Source organism: Alteraurantiacibacter palmitatis (assembly GCF_037154115.1).
Classification (GTDB): Bacteria; Pseudomonadota; Alphaproteobacteria; order Sphingomonadales; family Sphingomonadaceae; genus Alteraurantiacibacter; species Alteraurantiacibacter palmitatis.
Window position 1 is genome coordinate 160,976 of sequence record NZ_JBANRO010000007.1, and the last position, 20,920, is coordinate 181,895.

Here is a 20,920-nt window from a genome sequence, read left to right on the forward strand (position 1 = left end):
TGCCGAACAGGCCGGGCATTGCGGGCCGTCCCGGTGCCGCGTCTGTAACAAGCTGTCGCATATTTTGCATTGCAGCACATATTTGCTAGCAATGGTGCAGTCGCACAATCGACATCGGAGTTTTCGGAGTGGAACCCTGTTCTGCGGTCCCTGCGCTGTATGCAATGCCACGCTTCGCGGTCGTCGGCAGGCCAGCTGACGCGACCAAGGGACAGGCATGGTGAGCCGCAGGGCGGTATCCCCTGCGCTTGCCTCCCAAGCCCCCTCTCCTTCCGGCGGGAACCATGCCGGGCCGACGATCCCCATGTTGACAACCGATCGGGCAGCGGCGCTTGCGCTCAGCCTGATCCTTCTGGCCACTCTGGTCGAGGCGGCCCTGCTGGCTTCCGACATTGCGACAGGTGGGGACCATCGGCCGTTCCACCTCGTCACGCTGGTTGTGCTGCTGGTGATCCTGCTGGCCGGGCTGGCCAGCTTCGCCCTTTTGCGCCGCCGCATTGCCGCGCTGGTCGACCTGTCCGCGCGGCTGGAGGCGGCCCTGCGCGCACGCCAGACGGCGGAAGCGGCGAACAGGGCCAAGGTGCGCTATCTTGCCAATGTCAGCCACGAGATCCGTTCGCCGCTCAACGCGATTTACGGCTATGCCCAATTGCTGGAGAGTCAGGGCGATGTTGATCCGGTGCAGGCCGCGCGTGTGATCCGCCGCTGCACCGAACATATCACCAGCCTGACCGAGAGCCTGCTGGACATTACCCAGCTGGAAAACGGGATGCTGCGCTTGCGGCACGAGCCGGTGAATCTGCCCGATTTCCTCGACCAGATCGGCTGGATGATGCGCCCTGCCGCGCAGGCCAAGGGGATAGCCTTTGCGATCGAGGTGGACTCACGCCTGCCCGAAACGGTGCGCACCGACCCCGGACGGCTGCGGCAGGCGCTGCTCAACATCATCGGCAATGCGATCAAATACACCGATACCGGTTCGGTCACGATGAAAATGACCTATCGCGGGCAAATCGCCACCTTTGAAATCCGCGATACCGGGCCGGGCATTTCGCAAGAGGATCAGCTGCGTATCTTCGATCCTTACGAACAGGTGGGCGAGTTATCCGGTTCCATGCTGGAAAGCGGGGTGGGGTTGGGATTGCCCATCACCAAAGCGATTATCGAGATCATGGGCGGCAAGCTGGAACTGGAAAGCGCGCCGGGCAAGGGCAGCGTTTTCCGGATCACGCTGATGCTGGCGGAACCGGCCAACGCGCTGGTGCCGGATGTGACAACGCGCCGCATCACCGGCTATCAGGGGCCGCGCAGACGCGTTCTGGTGGTCGATGACGAGGCGGATCAGCGCGCCATGCTGAAGCAGTTCCTGGGCGATTGCGGGTTCGACGTGATCACCGCTCCCAATGGCGAGGCGGCGATTGGCGAGGTGCAGGCGAAGGCGTTCGACCTGGTGCTGCTCGACATCACGATGCCCGGCCTTTCGGGATGGGAAACCGCGTCGCGCATCCGCGAGATTGCCGGGCGGCAGGTGCAGATATGCATGGCATCGGGCAATGTGCAGGAATTCCACCGCCCGCAGACCGACAGGCCCACGCACGATCACTTCTTCATCAAGCCCTACCGCCTCAGCGAGCTGGCCGAAACGATCGGCGCGCTGCTGGGCCTCTCGTGGAAGTGGGAGAGCACCGGGCCGGAAAGCGAAGAGGCCGCGCGGCAACGCGGCGGCGGTCTGCCCCGCAAGGCCATGCCGCACGTGGAGCGGCTGCGCGAACTGGTCCAGATCGGCCATGTGCGCGGCATTGAAACCGAAATCGGCCTGCTCGCGACGGCGGCCCCTCAACATGGAAAGCTGGTGACGGCGCTGTATGCCGCGCTCGATCAATTCGATCTCGCCGGCCTTCTGCGTCTGCTGGAGGAAGCATGAGCAAGACCCTGCCTGGACATGGCGAAACCGTTCTGGTGATCGATGACGAGCCCGGAACCCTCTCGGTCATCACCGCCAGCCTGGAGGCCGCCGGGATCAGCGTGCTGGTCGCCACATCGGGCGAGGACGGGCTGCGGCTGCTCGACCATATCCTGCCCGATCTGATCATTGTCGATGCCCGGATGCCCGGCATGGATGGCTTTGCCACCACAAGGCAGATCAAGCAGTCACCCACCCATGCGCAGGTGCCGGTCATCTTCATGACCGGCCTCACCGAAAGCGAGCACGTGGTGGAAGCCCTGCAGGCGGGCGGGGTGGATTATCTGCGCAAGCCGGTCAATCTCGATGAATTGCTGGCGCGGGTGCGCGTGCAGATCGCGCAAGGGCGCGCGGCGCAGGCAAGCCTGACCAGCCTTGATGCCACCGGGCGATTGATGCTGGCCACCGATGCGGCCGGCAAGATGCTGTGGTGCACCCCGCGGGCGGAGGAAGCGCTGGTGCAGGCCTTGCCGGGCTGGCAGCGCGGCACGCCGTTTCCCGATGTGCTGCGCGCCGCGATTGAGCGGCTGCTGGTGCGCGGCAGTGCGGGTGTAGGGGCCAGCGTGTCGCTGCGGCCGGCCGATACCGGCGGCACCGGCACGCTGGAACTGGTGCTGGTGGCACGTTGCCGGCGCGACGAGATGCTGATCCGCCTCAACGTGGTGGATGCCGCGCGCGACGCCGAAGTGCTGGCTGAACGCCTGGGCCTGACCGCGCGCGAGGCGCAGGTGCTGCTATGGGTCAGTTACGGCAAATCCAGCGCCGATATCAGCGAAGTGCTGGGGATTTCCCCGCGCACGGTGCAGAAGCACCTTGAACATCTTTACATCAAGCTGGGTGTGGAAACCCGTTCGGCCGCTGCGGCGGTGGCGGTGCGGGCGATGGAAGCCTGACACGAAAACGGCCGGCGCAGCGCGATGCTGCCCGGCCGTAATGCGTCTCCCATCCGGAAGGAGGGTGGTCTTATTCCACGCCCACGAAGCGACGGTCGTTCTGCGTGGCGCGTGCGGCCAGACGGGTCACCGTGGGTTCAAGCGTGGCAGCCATTTCGCGGCGGCACTTGAAATCGGGCTTCATGTCGGCACCAAGGCGGTCGCCCGGATTGCAGATGGCTTCGATCTGACGCTCAACCGAGCGGCGGAACTGGGCCACGGCGGCCGGATCTGCAAAATCGACACCAGCCGTATCGACCTGCACGCTCACCGCTTCGCGGTTGCCCTGGGTATTCTCGTTGGCGCTGGCGGTGCCGCTCAGGGCCAGGATGCCGGCAGCAGCAGCTGCAATGGCAATCTTCATCATGTCGTACTCTCCTGGAACATCGGTTCTGACTTTTTTAACGGAGTGTTTTCTTGGATCTGTCGGGCTCTTTTCGGCAGATGTGCCTGTTCCGGCCCGTCAAGCGTTCTCGCTGCGCTTGAGTGGCAGATATGTCTCGAAAAGGCGTTGCGCAAGCAGAAAAGGGCACGAAAACCGCAGAATACTGCGATTTTCATGCTGCAATTGCGATGCGGCATTGCCGCAATTTTCAGTCACATCCCGGTCAGATGTGCGATGATACTCAGTATCATCTAAAAGGAATGAAATACAAAATCAAAAATATTGCAACCAAAAAACCTGAATCGGGAAAATATCATACGATCTTGTAAAACAGAGTCAGAATAGAATAGCAATCTAGATTGCATTATACTGAGGTATATTTCTTTCTGCACCGGCCCTGTCTGCTGCCGCCGTCGGAATGTTTGTCAGCAATGTGATACTCACGCGGCGCATCGCTTTCTTGGCTGCCAGACTGCCGTGAGCAGCGCCGTGCTGCATTGCGACACGCGCCTGCATCAAGCTCATTCCGATCCCTGCGGCGCGCGTGCGGCAATGGCGTCAATTTCGATAAGGAAATACGGGCCGACCAGCCCCGCGACCTCGAAAGTCGAACGGGCGGTGGTGTTCGGATTCGCCTCGGTACCGAAGAATTCGCGGAAACCCGCATTCATGCCGGCAAAGTCCATTGCCCCGATGCGCGGATCGGCCATCACGAACACGTTCAGCTTGACCACATCGGCCATGGTGAAGCCTTCGGTGGCCAGCACATCCTGGATTCGGGCCAGCGTGCTGATCGTCTGCTGCCGCGTGTCGCCCATCTGATCCAGCGATGTCACTTCGCTCATCGGCATGGCCGGATCGAGCGGGGAGGGAAGTTGGCCTGAAACATACATCACATCCGCTCCGGCGTTCACGCGTGCGGCTTCCAGGATGATCGCGGCAGGATTGCGCTTGATGCGGGTAATCTCGCCCTGCGCCAGCGCGGAGGCGGGCAGGGCCGCCGCGATGGAAATCGCGGCCATGAAGGCACATTTACACAGGCGGACTGGTCCGGGCATCGCGCGAAATCTCCAACACGTGCCAGCCCACGCACGGATGTGCGCCGACGCCATTGGGCGCCGGGCTGGCGATGGCTTGGCCTAGCATTGGAGGGCGGCGCACAAGGCTACGCACATCGGCGTATGTCACGATCCGTCACAAAACGGTCAATTGAACGGGCCGGGTCAACGAATCCGGTCCGACCGCCGACACGCATGAGGGGGGTCGTTTCGAACAGGCAGGCCGGTGCCGGTGTTCCGCCCGCGCGGACACCGGCTGCCCGGACCCGCACTGTCGGTAGGGAAAGCGGAGAGGGCATAACAATTACGGGGGCCACTCCATGTCGCATGCTTTGAAAACGTCTGCCATCTTCCTTCTCGCCTCGACCGCCCTTTCGGCGCCGGTCATGGCGCAAACCTCCACCGATGATACGGCTTCGGCTCCTGTCAGCAGCGAAGTGATCATCGTAACTGGCACGCGCGCCTCGGGTCAGGTGGCTGCGCAGTCCGCCGCACCGATCCAGCTTCTGTCGGAAGATGCGCTGACCCGCGTGGGGCAGCCCAACCTCAATCAGGCGCTGACGCAGCTTGTGCCGTCCTTCCAGGCGCAGACGCAGGGCACCGACATGGCGAGCTTCTCGCTCTCGGCCCGCCTGCGCGGTCTCAGCCCCAACCACACGCTGGTGATGGTGAACGGCAAGCGCCGCCACGGCAATTCCATCCTGCAGGTGATCAACGGCGCATTTGGCGGTTCGGCCGCGCCCAGCATTGACCTGATCCCGCCGGACATCGTGGAGCGTATCGAAATCCTGCAGGACGGCGCTGCCGCCGTTTACGGGTCTGACGCGATCGCGGGCGTTATCAACATCATCCTGAAGAGCGATACGTCCGGCGGCACCATTCGCGCCACCACCGGCCAATATTACGACGGCGAAGGCACCACCTACAGCGCCAGCGGCAATATCGGCATGGAAGTGGGCGATTCCGGTTTCCTCGACATCTCGCTGTTCCATCGCCGCAACGACTGGACGACCATCGGCGATGGCCAGATTTCGGTGGTGAACCTGAACGGCACAATCAATTCGGCCGTGTCACCCGCCTTCCGCCCGATCTACCAGGCGCTGGCCGACAGCCGCGGCACCGCCGGGATCAACGGGGGCCAGCCGGCGTCCAAGCTGCACATCGGCTTTTACAACTTCGGCTACGAATTCGAGGATTTCGAAGTCTATTCGTTCGGTAACGTGTCCTACCGTGCCGGCGATGCCTTGCAGGGTTATCGCGTGCCGACCCGCCTGTGCCGCAACCCGGTGACCGCGCGGCCGCAAACCACCGATCCGACCAATTGCTTCGGCAATACCGCGCAAACCGGCATGGTGCCGCATATCGAGGTGTTCCAGAACGAATTTTCCTTCACCGGCGGTGTGCGCGGGCAGACGGGTGATGGATGGAATTGGGATCTCTCAGGCACCTATGCCGAGGATATCGCGCAGGTCTACACCACCAATTCGGCCAACGCCTCGCTGTTCGTGGCGACCGGCTTCTCCCCCACCGATTTCTACGATGGCGGGTTCCAGTTCAACCAGTTCGTCGGCACGGTCGATATCGACAAGGAGTTCGACATTGGTCTGGCCGAGCCGATGACCTTTGCGTTCGGCGGCGAATACCGCAACGAATCCTATGAAATCTTCCAGGGTGACGCGGCTTCGCTGTATGTCGAAGGCGGGCAATCCTTCCCCGGCTATTCAGCCACAGACGCGGGCAAGATCGACCGCAGCGCCTGGGCGCTTTACACCAACTTCATCTTCTACCCGGTGGAAGAATGGACGGTGGACGTTGCGGGCCGTTATGAAAAATACAGCGACTTTGGCGATGCGCTGATCGGCAAGCTGACGACGCGTTACGATTTCAGCGATGCCTTTGCGCTGCGCGCCACGGTCAGCACGGGCTTCCGCGCGCCGACGCTGGCGGAATCGGGCTATTCGGCCACAAACGTTGGCCCGACCAGCGCCGTGCTGCAATTGGCCCCCAGTTCGCCGGGATCGGCCAGCGCCGGGTTCGGTGCCTTGGGTCCGGAAAAGTCGTTCAACCTGTCGGCCGGCGCTGTTATCCGCGCCATCCCCCGCCTGACCGTAACGTTGGATGGCTATTTCATCCGCATCAAGGACCGTATCGTGTCCTCGGGTGAAATCCGGGGTCAGTCTGCGGTGCCGGTGGGTTCCGACAACATCAATTCAGTTACTCAATTACCGGGCGGCGTGGCTGTTGTCTCGCCTCTGATTAACGGACTTACGCCTTATCAGCTGGTGATCAACGCGATCGCTGCCAGCGGGAAGGCGCTTGATCCCACGGTTCTTGAATGGGGCCAGCTCGGCATCCAGACCTTCACCAACGGTATCGATACCGAGACTTACGGTGCTGAATTTGCCGCTCGTTACCCGGTTGACCTGTCGTTCGGCTCGCTCGACCTGAGCCTGGGCGCCAACTACAACATCACCAAGGTGACCAATTCCGCCCGCCTTGGCAGCCTGTTCACGCAGACGGCTGAGGACATCATCGAAAACGCCAGCCTCGACTACAAGATCAATGTCGGCGCGCTGTTCGAAACCGGTGGGTTCAGCGCCAATTTGCGCATGAACTACTATGGCAAGGTCACGCAGCTCGTGCGCCCGAACGTCAACTCCACCGCGCCGCGCCCGATCCTGAACGCAGCGGGTGTGGGTGAGTTCTACAAGGCTGTGGTGGAAGCCACGCCCATTTTCGACCTCGAACTGGGTTACGATGTGACCGAGTGGCTGAACCTGGCGGTGGGTGCCAACAACCTGCTCGACAAGCGTCCGGAAATCCCTGGCCTTGTGGCGGACTACGATCCGGCAACCTGGTCGCAGAACAACCGGTCGCCCTATATCAACAACTCCGGCGTCATCAATGCGCCCTTCAACTTCGGCCCGTACGGCACGAATGGCGGATATTACTACGCCCGCATGACGCTGAAATTCTGATCCCTCAGGCGGGCTGTCCCACGGGCAGCCCGCCAAATTTTTGCCTGAAGCATAACAAGAAGAGGCCATGCCCATGACTGCCAAAATGTTTTCGCCCGCCCTCGCGCTCGCCTTGGCGGGCTTTGCCATTTCTGCGCCTGCTGCGGCGCATGAGATCGAGCGCACCTACAGCAGCCCCACCGCTACCATCGCCAGCACGGCATCGGTTCCGGCGGGTGCCCGCCTTGTGTTCGTATCGGGCACGGTTCCCGCGCCGCTCGATCCTGCCAATCCGAATGATCTGGGCGACACGCGCCAGCAGACCATTTCGGTTCTGGAGCGGATCAAGGCAACGCTGGAAGCGCAGGGCCTGGGCCTTGGCGATCTGGTCAAGCTGACTGTCTTCCTGGTCGGCGTGCCCGAACTGGAAGGCCGCATGGATTCGGCCGCGATGAACGAGGTGTTCCGCACCTATTTCGGCACGCCCGAACAGCCCAACCGGCCCACCCGCTCGACCATTCAGATCGCCGCACTGGGCCGGCCTGGAATGTATGTCGAGATTGAGGGGATCGCGGCGGTCGCACCCTGATTTTTCGTTCCGATCCAATGATGTGATGTAAATTCAGGGGACGTTTTGCCATGACGAACGGGGATGCGGGCGGGCCGCAAGGCGGAACCACGCGGCGCGAATTGCTGTCGATGATCGGCGCGATGGGTGGCGCGGCGGCGATGTACCAGGCGATGACCGCGCTGGGCCATGCAGCCGAAACGCAGTTTACCGGCCCGCCCGCCCTTTCCGGCGCGCGCCCCGGCTCCAGCGTGCTGGTGCTGGGCGCAGGGCTTGCCGGCCTGCTCGCCGCACTGGAATTGAGCAAGGCGGGCTACCGTGTGCAAGTGCTGGAATTTCAGGACCGCGCAGGCGGGCGCAATTACAGCGTGCGCGGCGGCGACCGGATCGTGGAAGTGGGCGGGGCAACGCAAACCTGCACTTTTGCGCCGGGGAATTACCTCAACCCCGGCCCCTGGCGCATTCCGCATCATCACCGCACCCTGCTGCATTACTGCAAGAGCCTGGGGGTGGAGCTGGAGCCGTTCATCCAGAACAACCACAACGCCTTCGTCCACCGCGGCGATGCCTTTGGCGGGCAGCCGCAGCGCTACAAGGAGCTGGCGGTCGATTTCAAAGGCCATATCTCCGAACTGCTGGGCAAGGCGCTCAACGAAGGCGCGCTCGACCAGAAGGTGAGCGTGGAGGACAAGGAGAAGCTGCTCGTCGCGCTGCGCGAATGGGGGCTGCTCGATGCCAATATGGCCTATACCAGCACCATCCGCGTGGCGGGGCAGCGCGGCTATGACATTCCCCCCGGCGGCGGGCTGTCACCGGCGCCGACGCCGTCTTCGCTCAACAGCCTTGGCGGGGTGCTGTCCAGCAATGTCTGGACGCAGATGGGCTTCTATTTCAACTATGTGATGCAGACGACCATGTTCCAGCCCAAGGGCGGCATGGATATGATCGCAGCTGGTTTCATGCGCGAAGTGGGGCAATTGGTGCGCCTGAACACCCGCGTCACCCGCATTGCGCAAAGCGATGCCGGCGTGACGGTGAACTGGACCGATACGCAGACGGGCGAGGCGGGCAGCAGCAGCGCCGACTGGTGCGTGTGCACGATCCCGCCGCCCGTGCTCAGCCAGATCGAGATGCAGGTGGGCAGCGCGATGCAGAACGCGATCCGCGCCGTGCCGATGAACGGGCAGGTCAAGATCGGCCTCGAAATGCGCAGCCGCTTCTGGGAGGATAATTACGCCATCTATGGCGGGCACAGCTTCACCGATCAGGCGATTTCGCTGATTTCCTATCCCAATGACAATATGTTCAAGGATGGACCGGCGGTGTTGCTGGGTGCTTTCGCCAACGGGGCGGGGGCGTTCCAGCTGGCCGGCATGACCCCTGAACAGCGCATCGAAATGGCGCTGGAACAGGGATCGGTGTTCCATCCGGCGGAATACCGGCGCGAATATGTCAGCGGGGCGTCGGTCGCGTGGAGCCGCTTGCCCTGGATCCAGGGCTGCACATCGCGTTGGACCGAGGCGAGCCGCGCCACGCATTACCGCAATCTGTGCGATTTCGACGGGCGCATCGTGCTCGCCGGTGAACACGCCACCTATTATGGCGGGTGGATGGAAGGGTCGATGCTGTCCGCGCTCGACGCAATCGGGCGGCTGCACAGCCGGGCGCTTTCCGCATGAGGCCGGCCGGTTTTGCCGCTCTGGCCGGGGCAGCCGGGGCGGTGATGGGCGTGGCAACGGCATCGACCAGCGCGCAGGATTCGGCCGGCAATGTCTCCAGCGTTGCCATCGCGGAGGAAGGCGCGGGCGTATACGTCCAGATCTGCCAGGCCTGCCACATGGCCGATGCGCGCGGCGGTGCGGGGGCGGGCACGGGCATCCCGGCGCTGGCCGACAACCCGCGCATGGCGGACAAGGATTACGCGATCGAGATCATGATCAAGGGGCGCGGCGGAATGCCCTGGTTCAGTGACATTCTCAGTTCGCGGCAGATTGCCGCAGTTCTGACGCATATCCGGACTAATTTTAACGATTACGAGGAACCTATCACGGCCTTGGAAGTTGACAGGGCAATTGCCCTGGCTGGCGGGCCGGTTTCGGATGAATAGATAGACCTGATATCGTGCCCGGATGGCGTATTTCTCCGCTTGCGGCCCTTCTGGGATCGTTATTGCTTTCAGCTTGCGCAGCCGAGGCCGAGGCGCCTCCGCGTTCGCCTCCGCTGGTTTCCGCAGAGGAGGTGCGCCAGCACAGCTTTGCCGATGTGATCGAGGCGGTCGGCACCGCCAACGCCAACGAACAGGTCGTCATCGCCGCCAATGTGACCGAGCGTGTGGAACGTGTGCTGTTCAGCGATTCCATGCCGGTGGCGCGGGGGCAATTGCTGGCGGTTCTTTCGCAGGCGTCGGAGCAGGCCCTGCTCGACGGGGCGATTGCGGCCGAGCAGCAGGCCAATTCCCAATATGAGCGGATCAATGCGCTTTTCGAACGCGGCTTTGCCACGCAGGCGCAGCTCGATCAGCAGCTTGCCGCCGCGCAGCGCGCCCGCGCCCAGAGCGAGGAAGCCCGCGCCGCGATTTCCGACCGGATGATCCGTGCGCCTTTTGCCGGCTATACCGGCCTGCGCACGATCAGCGCCGGGGCGGTGGTGCAGGCCGGAACGCCGCTGGTAACGGTCAGCGATATCTCACGGATAAAGCTGGACTTTCCGGTACCCGAAACGCTGTTTGCGCGGCTTGCGCCGGGGCAGGCGATCGAGGCGAGCGCAGCGGCGTTTCCGGGGCAGGTGTTCAGCGGGCGCATCTCCGCCATCGATCCCGTCATCGATCTGAACAGCCGCGCGGTGATGGTGCGCGCTGTGCTGCCCAATCCGGGCGCGCGGCTGAAGCCGGGAATGCTGCTGACCGTGCGCATCCGTCAATCCGAACGGATGGCCGATGCGGTGCCTGAACTTGCGGTGATCGGGCAGGGGGATCGCCGCTCGGTGTTCGTGCTCGATGCCGACAATGTGGCCCGTTCGGTCACCGTCACCACGGGCCTGCGCGATGGCGGGCTGGTGGAGGTGCAGGGCCTGCCGCCGGGCGCGCGGGTCGTCACCGAAGGCGTGCTGAAAGTGACTGACGGGATGCAGGTGCGCGTGGCCGACGGTGCGGCTGCGACGCAAGAGGCTGAAGCGGGATGATCCTTTCCGACCTGTCCGTCCGGCGTCCGGTCATCGCGGCGGTGATGGCCATCCTGCTGACGGTTGTAGGTTTTGTCGGTTATCTCAGCCTGGCCGTGCGCGAATATCCCGATACCGATCCGCCGGTCGTCTCGATCACCACGACCTATACGGGCGCCAGCGCGCAGGTGATCGAAAACCGCATTACCCAGCCGCTCGAAGACCGGCTGGCAGGGGTGGAGGGGATTGACGCGATCGCCTCGCAATCGATCGAAGGGCGCTCGCAGATATCGATCGAGTTCCGCGCAGGCCGCGATATCGATTCCGCGGCCAATGATGTGCGCGACCGGGTTGCGGGCATCCTGGCCAATCTGCCCGACGAAGCCATGCCGCCCGAAGTGCGCAAGGTGGACAGCGATACGCAGCCGATCATCTTCTTCATCGTCCGCGCGCCCGGCTGGGACCCGGTGCGGCTGGGCGAATATGTCGACCGCGTGCTGGTGGACCGGTTTTCCACCGTGGAAGGTGTGGCGCAGGTGATTACGCCCGGCCTGGCGCGCCCCGCAATGCGCGTCTGGCTCGATCCGGGCCGACTTGCCGCGTATCAATTGACGACTGGCGATGTGGAACGGGCGCTGCGCGCGCAGAATGTCGAACTGCCCGCCGGCAGGATCGAGGCGCAGGCGCAGAATGTGTCGCTGCGGGTCAACCGCGATTTCGTGACCCCGGCCGATTTCGCAAGCCTCGTCATCGGCCGTGCGGGCGATGGCTATCTGGTGCGGCTGGGCGATGTGGCGCGGATCGAGGAAGGGCCGGAAAACCCCTATTCGGGTTTCCGCTTCAACGGGGAACCCGCGGTGGGTTTGGGCGCGGTTCGCCAATCGGGCGCGAACACGCTGCAGGTTGCGCGCGCGCTGAAGGCAGAGGCCGCGCTGGTTGCCGCCGATCTGCCGCCCGGCGTCACGCTGGAAACCGGCAATGACAGTTCGCTGTTCATCGAACAGGCAATCAAGGGCGTGTGGAAAACGCTGGCCGAAGCCGCGCTGATGGTGACGCTGGTGATTTTCCTGTTCCTCGGCTCGGCGCGCGCCACCTTCATTCCCGCGATCACCGTGCCGATCTGCCTGATTGCGACTTTCGCGGTGCTGTGGCTGGCGGGCTATTCGATCAATCTGCTCACCTTGCTGGCCATGGTGCTGGCGATCGGGCTGGTGGTGGACGATGCCATCGTGGTGCTGGAGAATGTCCACCACCGCATCGAACAGGGCGAGCCGCCGCTGCTCGCGGCCTATGCCGGCGCAAGGCAGGTGGGTTTTGCCATCGTATCGACGACTTTGGTGGTCTGCGCGGTGTTCGTGCCGGTGATGTTCCTGGCGGGGCAGACGGGGCTGCTGTTCCGCGAACTGGCGGTGACGATGATTGCCGCGGTGGCGCTGTCCGGATTCCTCTCGCTTTCGCTGGCGCCCATGCTCTGTTCCAAATTGCTGAAACCCAATAACGGGGGCGGCTTCTCCGCGCGGGTGGACAGGGCGCTGCAGGGCATGAACAGCGCCTATGGGCGCTCGCTCGATGCGGTGACACGGCATTGGGTCGCCTTTGCCGTGTTCGTGGCGGCGCTGCTGGGGCTGGCGGCGTTCACCTTCAGCCTGCTCGACAGCGAATTGGTGCCGCCCGAAGATACCGCCATGGTAGACACCCGCCTCAACGCGCCCGAAGGAACCGGCTTTGCCGAACTGGCCCGCTATGTGGGCGAGGTGGAGAGCGTGCTGCTTCCCATGGTCGATGGCGAGGGGCCGGTGCGCGGCATGATCGCGCGTTTCCCGTCGGGAAATTCGAATTCGGAAGATTTCAACACCGCCAATGTCACCGTGTTCCTGCGCCATTGGGACGAGCGCACGATGACATCGGACGAGGTCGCCCGCGAAATCAACCGGGCGGTCGCCCAGGTTCCGGCGGTGCGCGGCAATGCCACGGTGCGTTCGTCGCTGGGACGGGGGCGCGGGCAGCCGATCAATTTCGTGATCGCGGGCACCAGTTACGAGGAACTGGCCGTGGCGCGCGACCGGATCCTTGCCGCCGCGCGCGAATTTCCCGGCATCGTCAACCTCGATGCCGATTACGTCGAAACCAAGCCGCAGATGCTGGTATCGATCGACCGGCAGCGCGCGGGCGATCTGGGCGTGTCGGTGGACGATGTGGGGCAGGCGCTGCAATCGCTGATGGGATCGCGCAATGTCTCCACCTATCTGCGCGATGGCGAGGAATACCGCATTATCGTGCAGGCCGAAGCATCGGGCCGGGAGAATGAATCGCGGCTGGAACAGATCTATGTCCGCGCAGCCAGCGGGCAGCTGGTGCCGCTGTCCAGCCTGGTCACGCTTACCGAAGGTTCCTCCGCGCGCGAACTCGGCCGGTTCAACAAGCTGCGTTCGATCACGCTGCAAGGCAGCCTTGCGCCCGGCTCCACGCTGGGCACGGCGCTGGAATTTCTGGAGGATCAGGCCCGCGCTTCGCCCGAAGTTCTGGCGGTGGGGTATCGCGGCGAAAGCCAGGCGTTCAAGCAGACCGGCGGGTCGATCTGGGTGGTGTTCGGCATCACGCTGCTGGTGATTTACCTGCTGCTGGCGGCGCAGTTTGAAAGCTTTATCCACCCGGCGATCATCATTTCGGCCGTGCCGCTGGCGGTGGCGGGCGGGGTGTTCGGCCTGTGGATCACGGGCAACACGATCAGCCTGTACAGCCAGATAGGGATTGTCATGCTGGTGGGGCTGGCGGCTAAGAACGGCATCCTCATCATCGAATTTGCCAACCAGTTGCGCGATGAAGGGCGCAGCGTTGCCGAAGCCGCGCGCGAGGCCGCGATCCGCCGCCTGCGCCCGATCATCATGACTTCGCTTGCCACCGTGGCGGGCGCGATCCCGCTTGCCACCGCCAGCGGAGCGGGCGCGGGCGCACGCGGTGCAATTGGCGTGGTGGTGGTGTTCGGCGTGGCGCTGGCCACAATTGTCACGCTCTATGTCGTGCCGTTGCTCTATCGCTGGATGGCACCGCGCACCGGATCACCGCAGACGGTCGCAAGGCGGTTGCGCGGGCTGATCGACGCGCAAAAGGCCAAGCGCGCGGGCAAGGCAACCCCGCCGGCCCCGCAACCGGCCGAATAAAAAACGCCGCCCCGGATGAAGGGGGCGGCGTGCAAGGTTCCGGCCGCAGGTGTGCCGGGTATGGATAATCAGCGCAGCGCGGCAACCTCTGCCGGGCTCACCGCATCGGAGTAGGAATTGCCGAAATTCGTGCGGATGTAATTCACCACATCGGCCACCTGCTCATCGGTCATCATGTCCGCCATGGGGGGCATCCCGTTCATCCCCTTGACCACCACATAAAGCGGATAGCCCTTGGCGATCATGCGCGGATTGCTTGCCAGCGCGGGGTAGAAGCCGGCGCCCACAGCGCCTTCGCCCGCAGGCATATGGCAGGCGGCGCAGATATTGGCGTAGAGCGCCGCTCCGCCCAATTCGCTGAAGCCGGTATGGGCCGCGGCGGCGGCGGGGGAATCGGCATCCGCGCTGGTTTGGGCCAGAGCGCGCGACCCCGCCCCCGCCAGACCGGCGAAGAGGGCGACACCAGCGGTGCCCAGAAAGATCTTTCCGTTCATGCTCAGATATATCCTTATGCGGCCTGAATGCGTTGGTGGAGGCGGGTGACGGCATCGAGCGCAGAGGTGACCGCGCCCTCGATCCAGCCACCGATGTAGGAGGCGTGCTCGCCCGCCAGAACGACGCGGTTGTCGATCTGGCACAGATTGGAATAGTGGCGCGCGCGCGTCTCTTCCGACCACATCCCGAAACAGCCCAGCACGAAGGGCACGCGGTGCCAGCCAACCGAAATGCCGCTGACAAATTCCTCGCGGTATTGCGGATGGATCATCGCCCCCATTTCCAGCGTGCGGCGAATGCGCTCCTCGGGCGGAAGCGCGGTCATCTCGTAGGCAAATGATCCGCCCGAATAGGCAGCCAGCAGCACGCCCGGCCCGGACGAACCGTATTTGTCGCTGGGATAGGAGATCTGGCTGATCGGCAAATTGGTGCTGGTGATCCCGCCATAGATCTGCTCGTCCTGCTCCCAGAAGCGGCGCTTGAATTCCAGCCCCACTTTCAGGCTGGGGCGGTAAGGCACCGCGCGGATGGCGGCGGCCATATCCGGCCCGACATTGAGCGGAATCTGCGCCAGAATGGACAGCGGCAGCGTGCACACGCAGTAATCGGCGGCTGCGGTCAGCTTCTCGCCGGTGCGCGTGTCCTCGTATTCGGCAACGACGCCCGCATCGCTTTGCCGGATGGAGGTGACCTTGGCGTTGTGGCGGATGAGGTGGCCCACGGCCCGGCCAAAGCCCGCCGCGATCCGGTCCATCCCGCCCACCGGCTGGAAGATCGCGTGCTGGTGTTCGTTCGTCATGTGGGTGGCTATATTGCGCCACAGGCCCGATTTGAGGACGGAGGACAAATCCATCGGTTCGGACGGGATAGGCTCTGCCGTCAACCCGCCGCCGGGCCCCTTGGCCCATCCGCGCCGGCCAGAGGCGGCGTTGCTGGCGACATAACGCATATTGCGATCCAGCGCGCCCCAGCTGCGCAGCGATTCCAGCAGGATTTCCGCATCGTCTGCCGTGACCGTATCGCTCAGCGCATTCTGCCGCACCGCCTTGGCCAGCAGTTCCGCCACATGGCCGTAATAATCGGCCTGAATCGTCTTGTAGCGCTGCGGCTTGCCGTCAAACGCGTCGGTGTGGTGCAGATAGGCATTGTAATTGTTCTGCTGGAACGGCTCCAGCGGCACGCCCAGTTCCTTGCAGTAATGGATCACCCCGCCATGTTCGGTGGGAATGCGCCAGGGGCCGGGATTGAGGTAATTGCCATCGGAAAAGGTGCAGTTCTGCGTCGCGCCGCCCAGTTCGGTATAGCTGTCCCCGCCGCGCAAGGACCAGCATCGCCCGCCGACCCGCGCATTGTATTCGAGCACCTGCACCTGATAGCCGGCGCGGGTGAGTTCCAGTGCCGCGACCATCCCGGCAATGCCTGCGCCCAGGATCAGAACCGATTTGCCGGTGCCGCCGCCTTGCAGGTTGATCGGCCCGGTAAAGGTGGAAGCGTGCGCCTGGCCCAGCGGGGCCATGGCCATCAGCATGGCGCCGGCGCCGGCGGATTTGCCGATCATTGAAAGGAGATCGCGCTTGGTCATCGGGATTTGCGGAAATTCGCCCATGTTCGCCCCTGTTGTGGGCGAAACCTGCGGTGCCTTGTGTGCAAGGGAACCTGTTGCGCCCGGTTCTTGGCGCCGGTCATCCGCCTGCGCAGGGCGCAAGGGGATACGCCGAACAGCGTATTGGGCGCGCGGGCCTGCGCGTTAGTTTGGCCGCATTGCAGCAATTGGAGATCAAGCGATGCGCGGCGTTGTCCTGTTTTCCACCAGCGTGGCTCTGGCGGTTCCCGCGATCATGTGGCCCCCGCGCCCGGTGCGTGCCGAAACGCTCGACACCCTGCCTTGCGCGGTGCAGGTGGTGGACGCAGCCCGGCTTGCCGAAGCAATCAGCTGAGGGATATGCGCGCGGTTGACGTGTAGCCTGTTGCCGGATCGCCTGCCATATCCAGTATCATGTGCGCCCGGCCTTCTCCGCGAAAGGCCCAGTCGCGCGCCACGTTCCAGCGCGCATGGTTGGCCGCGCTTGTTCCATACACCGCCCGGTCGGCATAGACCGCGTCGCACGGCTCCTGCGGCAGGCCCAGTTGAGAGACCAGCAGCGGCGCCGCACCCGATAAGGCTGCATTCAGGCTGGCGAACACTTCCAGATGCAGATGCGGCGCGCGGCCCCCGTAACAGCCCGGCACGATCGAGGTGAATCGCACCATGCCGGCCTGATCGGCCACCTGCACGCCGCGCAGGTAATTCACCTCGCGCCGTGTATAGAGCGAATAGTCGCCCGCGGCATCGCATTGCCACAGATAGACTGCGTGCCCCGGCAACGGCGCGCAGGCAGCGGCAGCGGCGACCAGTTCCAGTTCGACCGCCATCGGCACGCCCGGCGCCTCGCCATCCATTCCGGCAAAGCTGGCGCGGATATCGGCGCGTTCCACCCCGTCCATCACCAGCACATTGATCCGCCGGTCATGCCCGCCCACGCCATCAGCCGGGTAGGGGCCGCGGATTTCCTCCGGTGTCGCGGGGCACGAACTGGCCGTGGCCAGCGCCTGTGCGCCCGCGCTTTTCCCGCAGGCGGCCAGCAGCGCGCCGCCAATGCCGGTGGCGAGCCCGGCCAGCACGCGCCGCCGCGCCATATCGGCGGCGAATTGCGACGGGAAGCCGGGCGGGCGGTGATCAGCCACCTTGGGAACCTGCTTCGGCCAGCCCCTCCGCGATCAGGGCGCGGGCATCCTCGCTGCTCCAGTCATAGGCGCCCATCATGCGCCACACTTCGCGGCCCTGCGCATCATACAGCACCGTCAGCGGCAGCACCGCTCCGCCGCCGAACTTGAAGGCCAGATCATTCGCCGGGTCCATCCAGCGCGGCAGGTTGCGGTAGCCGTGCCGCTCAAAGAAAGGCACGACCGCCTCGGCCCCGTTCATGTCCTCGCTCACCGTCAGCACGCGCACCTGCCCCGCCAGATCGCCCGCCAGCGTGTCGAGCAGCGGCATTTCGGCCACGCAGGGCGCGCACCAGGTGGCCCAGAGGTTGAGCAGCACCGGTGTGCCGGTCGCCTCCGCCAGTCGCAGCGTGGTGCCATCCGGGTCGGTCAGCGTGACATCGGGCAAGGCATCGCCGGCAAAGCCGCGTTCGATGATGCCGGTAAACTCATGCGCGCCGGTTTCTGCCGCAACCTCTTCCCCGCCTTGCGCCTCATCGCTCGCGCCGGTATCGCAACCCGCCAGAGCCCCTGCCATCAGGCAGGCGACGGCAAGCTTAGCGGAACGGTGTGTGATCTTGAGCAAGGGCAATTCCTCCAACGCGATGTGGGGCGGGCGGTTCGCCGAAGGGCCTTCCGCCATCATGCGCGAGATTAATGCCTCGATCCCGTTCGACAAGGCCCTGTGGCGGCAGGATATCGCCGCAAGCTGCGCCCATGTGCGGATGCTGGCCGCGTGCGGTATCGTTACCGATGCGGATGCCGAGGCGATATTGCACGGGCTGGATCAGATTGCGGCCGAATATGCGGCGAACGGGGTTGCGGAGAACTGGGATCTGGAAGACATCCACATGACCACCGAAAGCCGCCTTGCCGAACTGATCGGCCCGGCGGCAGGCCGGCTGCACACCGCGCGCAGCCGCAACGACCAGGTGGCGACCGATTTTCGCCTGTGGGTGCGCGACGCCATCGACCAGACCGATGCGGGGCTGAAAGCGCTGCAAAGCGCTCTGCTGGCACAGGCGGGCACGCACGCGGCCAGCATCATGCCCGGCTTCACCCATTTGCAAACCGCGCAGCCGGTCACGCTGGGTCATCACCTGATGGCCTATTACGAAATGATCCGCCGCGACCGCAGCCGATTTGCCGATGCGCGCGCCCGGCTCAATGTCTCGCCTTTGGGCAGCGCCGCGCTGGCGGGGACAGGCTTCCCGATTGACCGGCAGATGACGGCGGCGGCGCTGGGCTTCGATGCGCCGATGCGCAACAGCCTCGATGGCGTATCCGACCGCGATTTTGCGCTCGATTACCTGCAGGCCGCCGCGCAGTGCAGCCTGCATCTGTCGCGGCTGGCGGAAGAATTCGTGATCTGGGCCAGCCAGCCCTTCGGCTTTGTGCGCATGGCCGACAGCCTCTCCACCGGCTCCTCGATCATGCCGCAGAAAAAGAACCCCGACGCCGCCGAACTGGTGCGCGGCCATGCCGGGCGCATCGTGGGCTGCCTGACCAGCCTGATGGTGACGATGAAGGGTCTGCCGCTCGCCTATTCCAAGGATATGCAGGACGACAAGCCGCCCGTGTTCGAGGCAGCGAACCTGCTGGGCCTGTCGATCGCGGCGATGACCGGGATGGTGGCGGACAGCACGTTCCGCACCGACCGCATGCGGCAGGCGGCCGAACTCGGCTATGCCACCGCGACCGATCTGGCCGACTGGCTGGTGCGGCAGGCGAATATTCCCTTCCGCGAGGCGCACCATATCACCGGCGCGGCGGTGAAACTGGCGGAAAGCCGCGGCGTGGCGCTGGACGAATTGCCGCTCGCCGATTTGCAGGCCATCGACGCGCGGATTGACGAGCGGGTGTTCGCCGCGCTGTCGGTGGAGGCATCGGTTGCCGCGCGCGCCAGCTATGGCGGCACCGCGCCCGATCAGGTTCGGGCCCGCGTGGCCGAAGCGCTTGCCGAGCTGGAGGGCGAGGGATGAGGCGCGCAGCCGCAGTCTTTATGGCCCTGACGCTCGCATCCTGCGGACGCATCGGCGATCTGGTGCCGCCCGAAGGCGCGAGCCTGCCGCCCGCCCCCTATGGCGCCAGCGAGCCGCCCGATGCCGCGCGGCTGCTCCGCAGCGAGCCGACCGCCGTGCCCGAACGCAGCGTCGAATTGCGGCGCGAATCCGAAGAACGCGAGGACGATCCCTTCGATCTCCCGCCTGAAGGCTGAACGAACAAACCGATGGATCATTTCCAGTTCAAGAACGGCGAACTCCACGCCGAAGACGTGCCCATGAGCCGCATTGCCGAGGAATTCGGCACCCCGGTCTATATCTATTCGCGCGCCACGCTGGAACGCCACGCGCGCGTGTTTCGCGAGGCGCTGGCGGGTCTGGACAAGCCCGCGCACATTGCCTTTGCCGTCAAATCCAACCCCAATCTGGCCGTGCTGCGCGTGATGCAGCGCGAGGGCTATGGCGCGGATGTGGTGTCGGGCGGCGAACTGGCGCGCGCGCTGGCTGCCGGGATGCCCGCGGCCGACATCGTGTTTTCGGGCGTGGGCAAGACCGAGGCCGAGCTGGTGATGGGCCTCGAAAAAGGGATCGGCCAGTTCAATATCGAAAGCGAGGAAGAAGGGCTGGAACTGGCGGAGCTGGCTGCCGCGCGTGGCCTTCGTGCCCCTTGTGCGCTGCGCGTGAACCCGGACATTGACGCGGGCACGCACGAAAAGATTTCGACCGGAAAGGCGGACAACAAATTCGGCGTGCCGATCGACATGGCGGTGGCGATGTATCTGCGCCTTGCCGCGCTGCCGGGGCTGGATATGCGCGGGCTGGCGGTGCATATCGGCAGCCAATTGTCCGATCTGCGCCCGCTGGAACTGGCGTTCGAGAAAATCGGTGCGCTGCTTCAGCAGATTCGCGGGGCTGGCGGCACCGTTACCCATGTCGATCTGGGCGGCGGGCTTGGCGTGCCTTACCGCGCGGGCGAAGTGATGCCCAGCCCGGCGGAATATGGCCACATGGTCGCGCGTGTGACCAGGGGCTGGGACGTGACGCTGATGTTCGAGCCGGGCCGGGTGATTGCGGGCAATGCGGGCGTGCTGCTGACCCGCGTGGTGCGGGTGAAGCGCAACGGCAACCGCGTGCCGTTCGTGATTGTGGACGCGGCGATGAACGATCTGGCGCGCCCGGCGCTCTACGGTTCGTGGCACGATTTTGACGCGGTGAAGCCGCAGGGCACGCGCATGGTGGCCAATATCGTGGGGCCGATCTGTGAAACGGGCGACACCTTTGCCCGTGACCGCGAGACCGATGCGCTGGAACGCGGCGATCTGGCGGTGTTCCGCACCGCCGGTGCCTATGGCGCGACCATGGCCAGCTCCTACAATTCGCGCGGCTTCGTGGCCGAGGTGATGGTGGACGGGGACAAGGTGGCCAGCGTTGCCGATCGCATCCTGCCCGCCGAAATCACCGCGGCGGAGCGTGTGCCCGAATGGCTCGATTGAGCGG

At 64.5% G+C, this 20,920-nt stretch carries 19 protein-coding genes; 13 read left to right on the plus strand and 6 right to left on the minus strand.

Annotated elements, in window-relative coordinates; genetic code table 11:
- The first annotated feature begins 304 nt into the window (after positions 1–304).
- Both WFP44_RS10320 and WFP44_RS10325 read left to right on the plus strand, forming a co-directional pair.
- On the plus strand, positions 305–1,924 hold the full coding sequence (locus tag WFP44_RS10320; RefSeq protein ID WP_336926477.1) for an ATP-binding response regulator: 1,620 nt from the start codon (positions 305–307) through the stop codon (positions 1,922–1,924).
- Entirely contained in the window at positions 1,921–2,856 is a 936-nt protein-coding gene (locus tag WFP44_RS10325) for a response regulator (protein WP_336926478.1), read from the plus strand. Before WFP44_RS10320 ends, WFP44_RS10325 begins: the two co-directional genes overlap by 4 nt.
- A gap of 70 nt (positions 2,857–2,926) precedes the next feature.
- On the opposite strand, the gene WFP44_RS10330 is transcribed toward WFP44_RS10325, so the two are convergent.
- The gene (locus tag WFP44_RS10330; protein WP_336926479.1) at positions 2,927–3,262 is read right to left on the minus strand and encodes a UrcA family protein; all 336 of its coding nucleotides are present in this window, start codon (positions 3,260–3,262) and stop codon (positions 2,927–2,929) included.
- Between the two features lie 119 nt (positions 3,263–3,381).
- Here WFP44_RS10330 and WFP44_RS10335 point away from each other — a divergent pair, with 119 nt between their 5' ends.
- Positions 3,382–3,609: a hypothetical protein gene (locus WFP44_RS10335; protein WP_336926480.1), complete on the plus strand. Its 228-nt coding sequence runs from the start codon at positions 3,382–3,384 to the stop codon at positions 3,607–3,609.
- Positions 3,610–3,801: 192 nt separating this feature from the next.
- On the opposite strand, the gene WFP44_RS10340 is transcribed toward WFP44_RS10335, so the two are convergent.
- On the minus strand, positions 3,802–4,302 hold the full coding sequence (locus WFP44_RS10340; RefSeq protein ID WP_336926481.1) for a Rid family hydrolase: 501 nt from the start codon (positions 4,300–4,302) through the stop codon (positions 3,802–3,804).
- A gap of 356 nt (positions 4,303–4,658) precedes the next feature.
- On the opposite strand from WFP44_RS10340, the gene WFP44_RS10345 reads away from it, so the two are divergent.
- From WFP44_RS10345 to WFP44_RS10370, 6 genes are all read left to right on the plus strand, one after another.
- The gene (locus WFP44_RS10345) at positions 4,659–7,316 is read left to right on the plus strand and encodes a TonB-dependent receptor plug domain-containing protein (protein WP_336926482.1); all 2,658 of its coding nucleotides are present in this window, start codon (positions 4,659–4,661) and stop codon (positions 7,314–7,316) included.
- Positions 7,317–7,389: 73 nt separating this feature from the next.
- On the plus strand, positions 7,390–7,884 hold the full coding sequence (locus WFP44_RS10350) for a Rid family hydrolase (RefSeq protein ID WP_336926483.1): 495 nt from the start codon (positions 7,390–7,392) through the stop codon (positions 7,882–7,884).
- 50 nt (positions 7,885–7,934) lie between these two features.
- Positions 7,935–9,542, plus strand: a complete 1,608-nt coding sequence (locus WFP44_RS10355; RefSeq protein ID WP_336926484.1) for a flavin monoamine oxidase family protein — start codon at positions 7,935–7,937, stop codon at positions 9,540–9,542.
- A complete protein-coding gene (locus WFP44_RS10360; RefSeq protein WP_336926485.1) occupies positions 9,539–9,970 on the plus strand; it encodes a c-type cytochrome in 432 nt (143 codons plus the stop codon). Before WFP44_RS10355 ends, WFP44_RS10360 begins: the two co-directional genes overlap by 4 nt.
- Positions 9,971–10,032: 62 nt before the next feature.
- Entirely contained in the window at positions 10,033–11,043 is a 1,011-nt protein-coding gene (locus tag WFP44_RS10365; RefSeq protein ID WP_336926486.1) for an efflux RND transporter periplasmic adaptor subunit, read from the plus strand.
- Positions 11,040–14,183 (plus strand): efflux RND transporter permease subunit, encoded by a 3,144-nt coding sequence (locus WFP44_RS10370; protein ID WP_336926487.1) that lies wholly within the window; start codon positions 11,040–11,042, stop codon positions 14,181–14,183. Before WFP44_RS10365 ends, WFP44_RS10370 begins: the two co-directional genes overlap by 4 nt.
- 68 nt (positions 14,184–14,251) lie before the next feature.
- Here WFP44_RS10370 and WFP44_RS10375 read toward each other — a convergent pair whose 3' ends face one another.
- Together WFP44_RS10375 and WFP44_RS10380 are read right to left on the minus strand one after the other, a co-directional pair.
- Complete coding sequence (locus WFP44_RS10375; protein WP_336926488.1) at positions 14,252–14,677, minus strand: c-type cytochrome; 426 nt, start codon at positions 14,675–14,677, stop codon at positions 14,252–14,254.
- Positions 14,678–14,691: 14 nt separating this feature from the next.
- On the minus strand, positions 14,692–16,284 hold the full coding sequence (locus WFP44_RS10380) for a flavin monoamine oxidase family protein (RefSeq protein WP_336926489.1): 1,593 nt from the start codon (positions 16,282–16,284) through the stop codon (positions 14,692–14,694).
- Positions 16,285–16,462: 178 nt separating this feature from the next.
- Here WFP44_RS10380 and WFP44_RS10385 point away from each other — a divergent pair, with 178 nt between their 5' ends.
- Positions 16,463–16,615 (plus strand): hypothetical protein, encoded by a 153-nt coding sequence (locus tag WFP44_RS10385; protein WP_336926490.1) that lies wholly within the window; start codon positions 16,463–16,465, stop codon positions 16,613–16,615.
- Here the strand turns inward: WFP44_RS10385 and WFP44_RS10390 are convergent.
- Positions 16,608–17,402, minus strand: a complete 795-nt coding sequence (locus WFP44_RS10390; protein WP_336926491.1) for a dioxygenase family protein — start codon at positions 17,400–17,402, stop codon at positions 16,608–16,610. The genes WFP44_RS10385 and WFP44_RS10390 overlap by 8 nt on opposite strands.
- Positions 17,395–17,958, minus strand: a complete 564-nt coding sequence (locus WFP44_RS10395; RefSeq protein WP_336926492.1) for a TlpA family protein disulfide reductase — start codon at positions 17,956–17,958, stop codon at positions 17,395–17,397. The genes WFP44_RS10390 and WFP44_RS10395 overlap by 8 nt, the downstream gene beginning before the upstream one ends.
- 67 nt (positions 17,959–18,025) lie before the next feature.
- Between WFP44_RS10395 and argH the strand changes: the two genes are divergently transcribed.
- The 3 genes from argH to lysA are packed head-to-tail and all read left to right on the plus strand — an operon-like array spanning position 18,026 to position 20,916.
- Complete coding sequence (gene argH / locus WFP44_RS10400) at positions 18,026–19,402, plus strand: argininosuccinate lyase (RefSeq protein WP_336926555.1); 1,377 nt, start codon at positions 18,026–18,028, stop codon at positions 19,400–19,402.
- A 20-nt stretch (positions 19,403–19,422) separates the two neighbouring features.
- Positions 19,423–19,638 (plus strand): hypothetical protein, encoded by a 216-nt coding sequence (locus WFP44_RS10405; protein ID WP_336926493.1) that lies wholly within the window; start codon positions 19,423–19,425, stop codon positions 19,636–19,638.
- 12 nt (positions 19,639–19,650) lie between these two features.
- A complete protein-coding gene (gene lysA, locus WFP44_RS10410; RefSeq protein WP_336926494.1) occupies positions 19,651–20,916 on the plus strand; it encodes a diaminopimelate decarboxylase in 1,266 nt (421 codons plus the stop codon).
- The last annotated feature ends 4 nt before the right edge of the window (positions 20,917–20,920 follow it).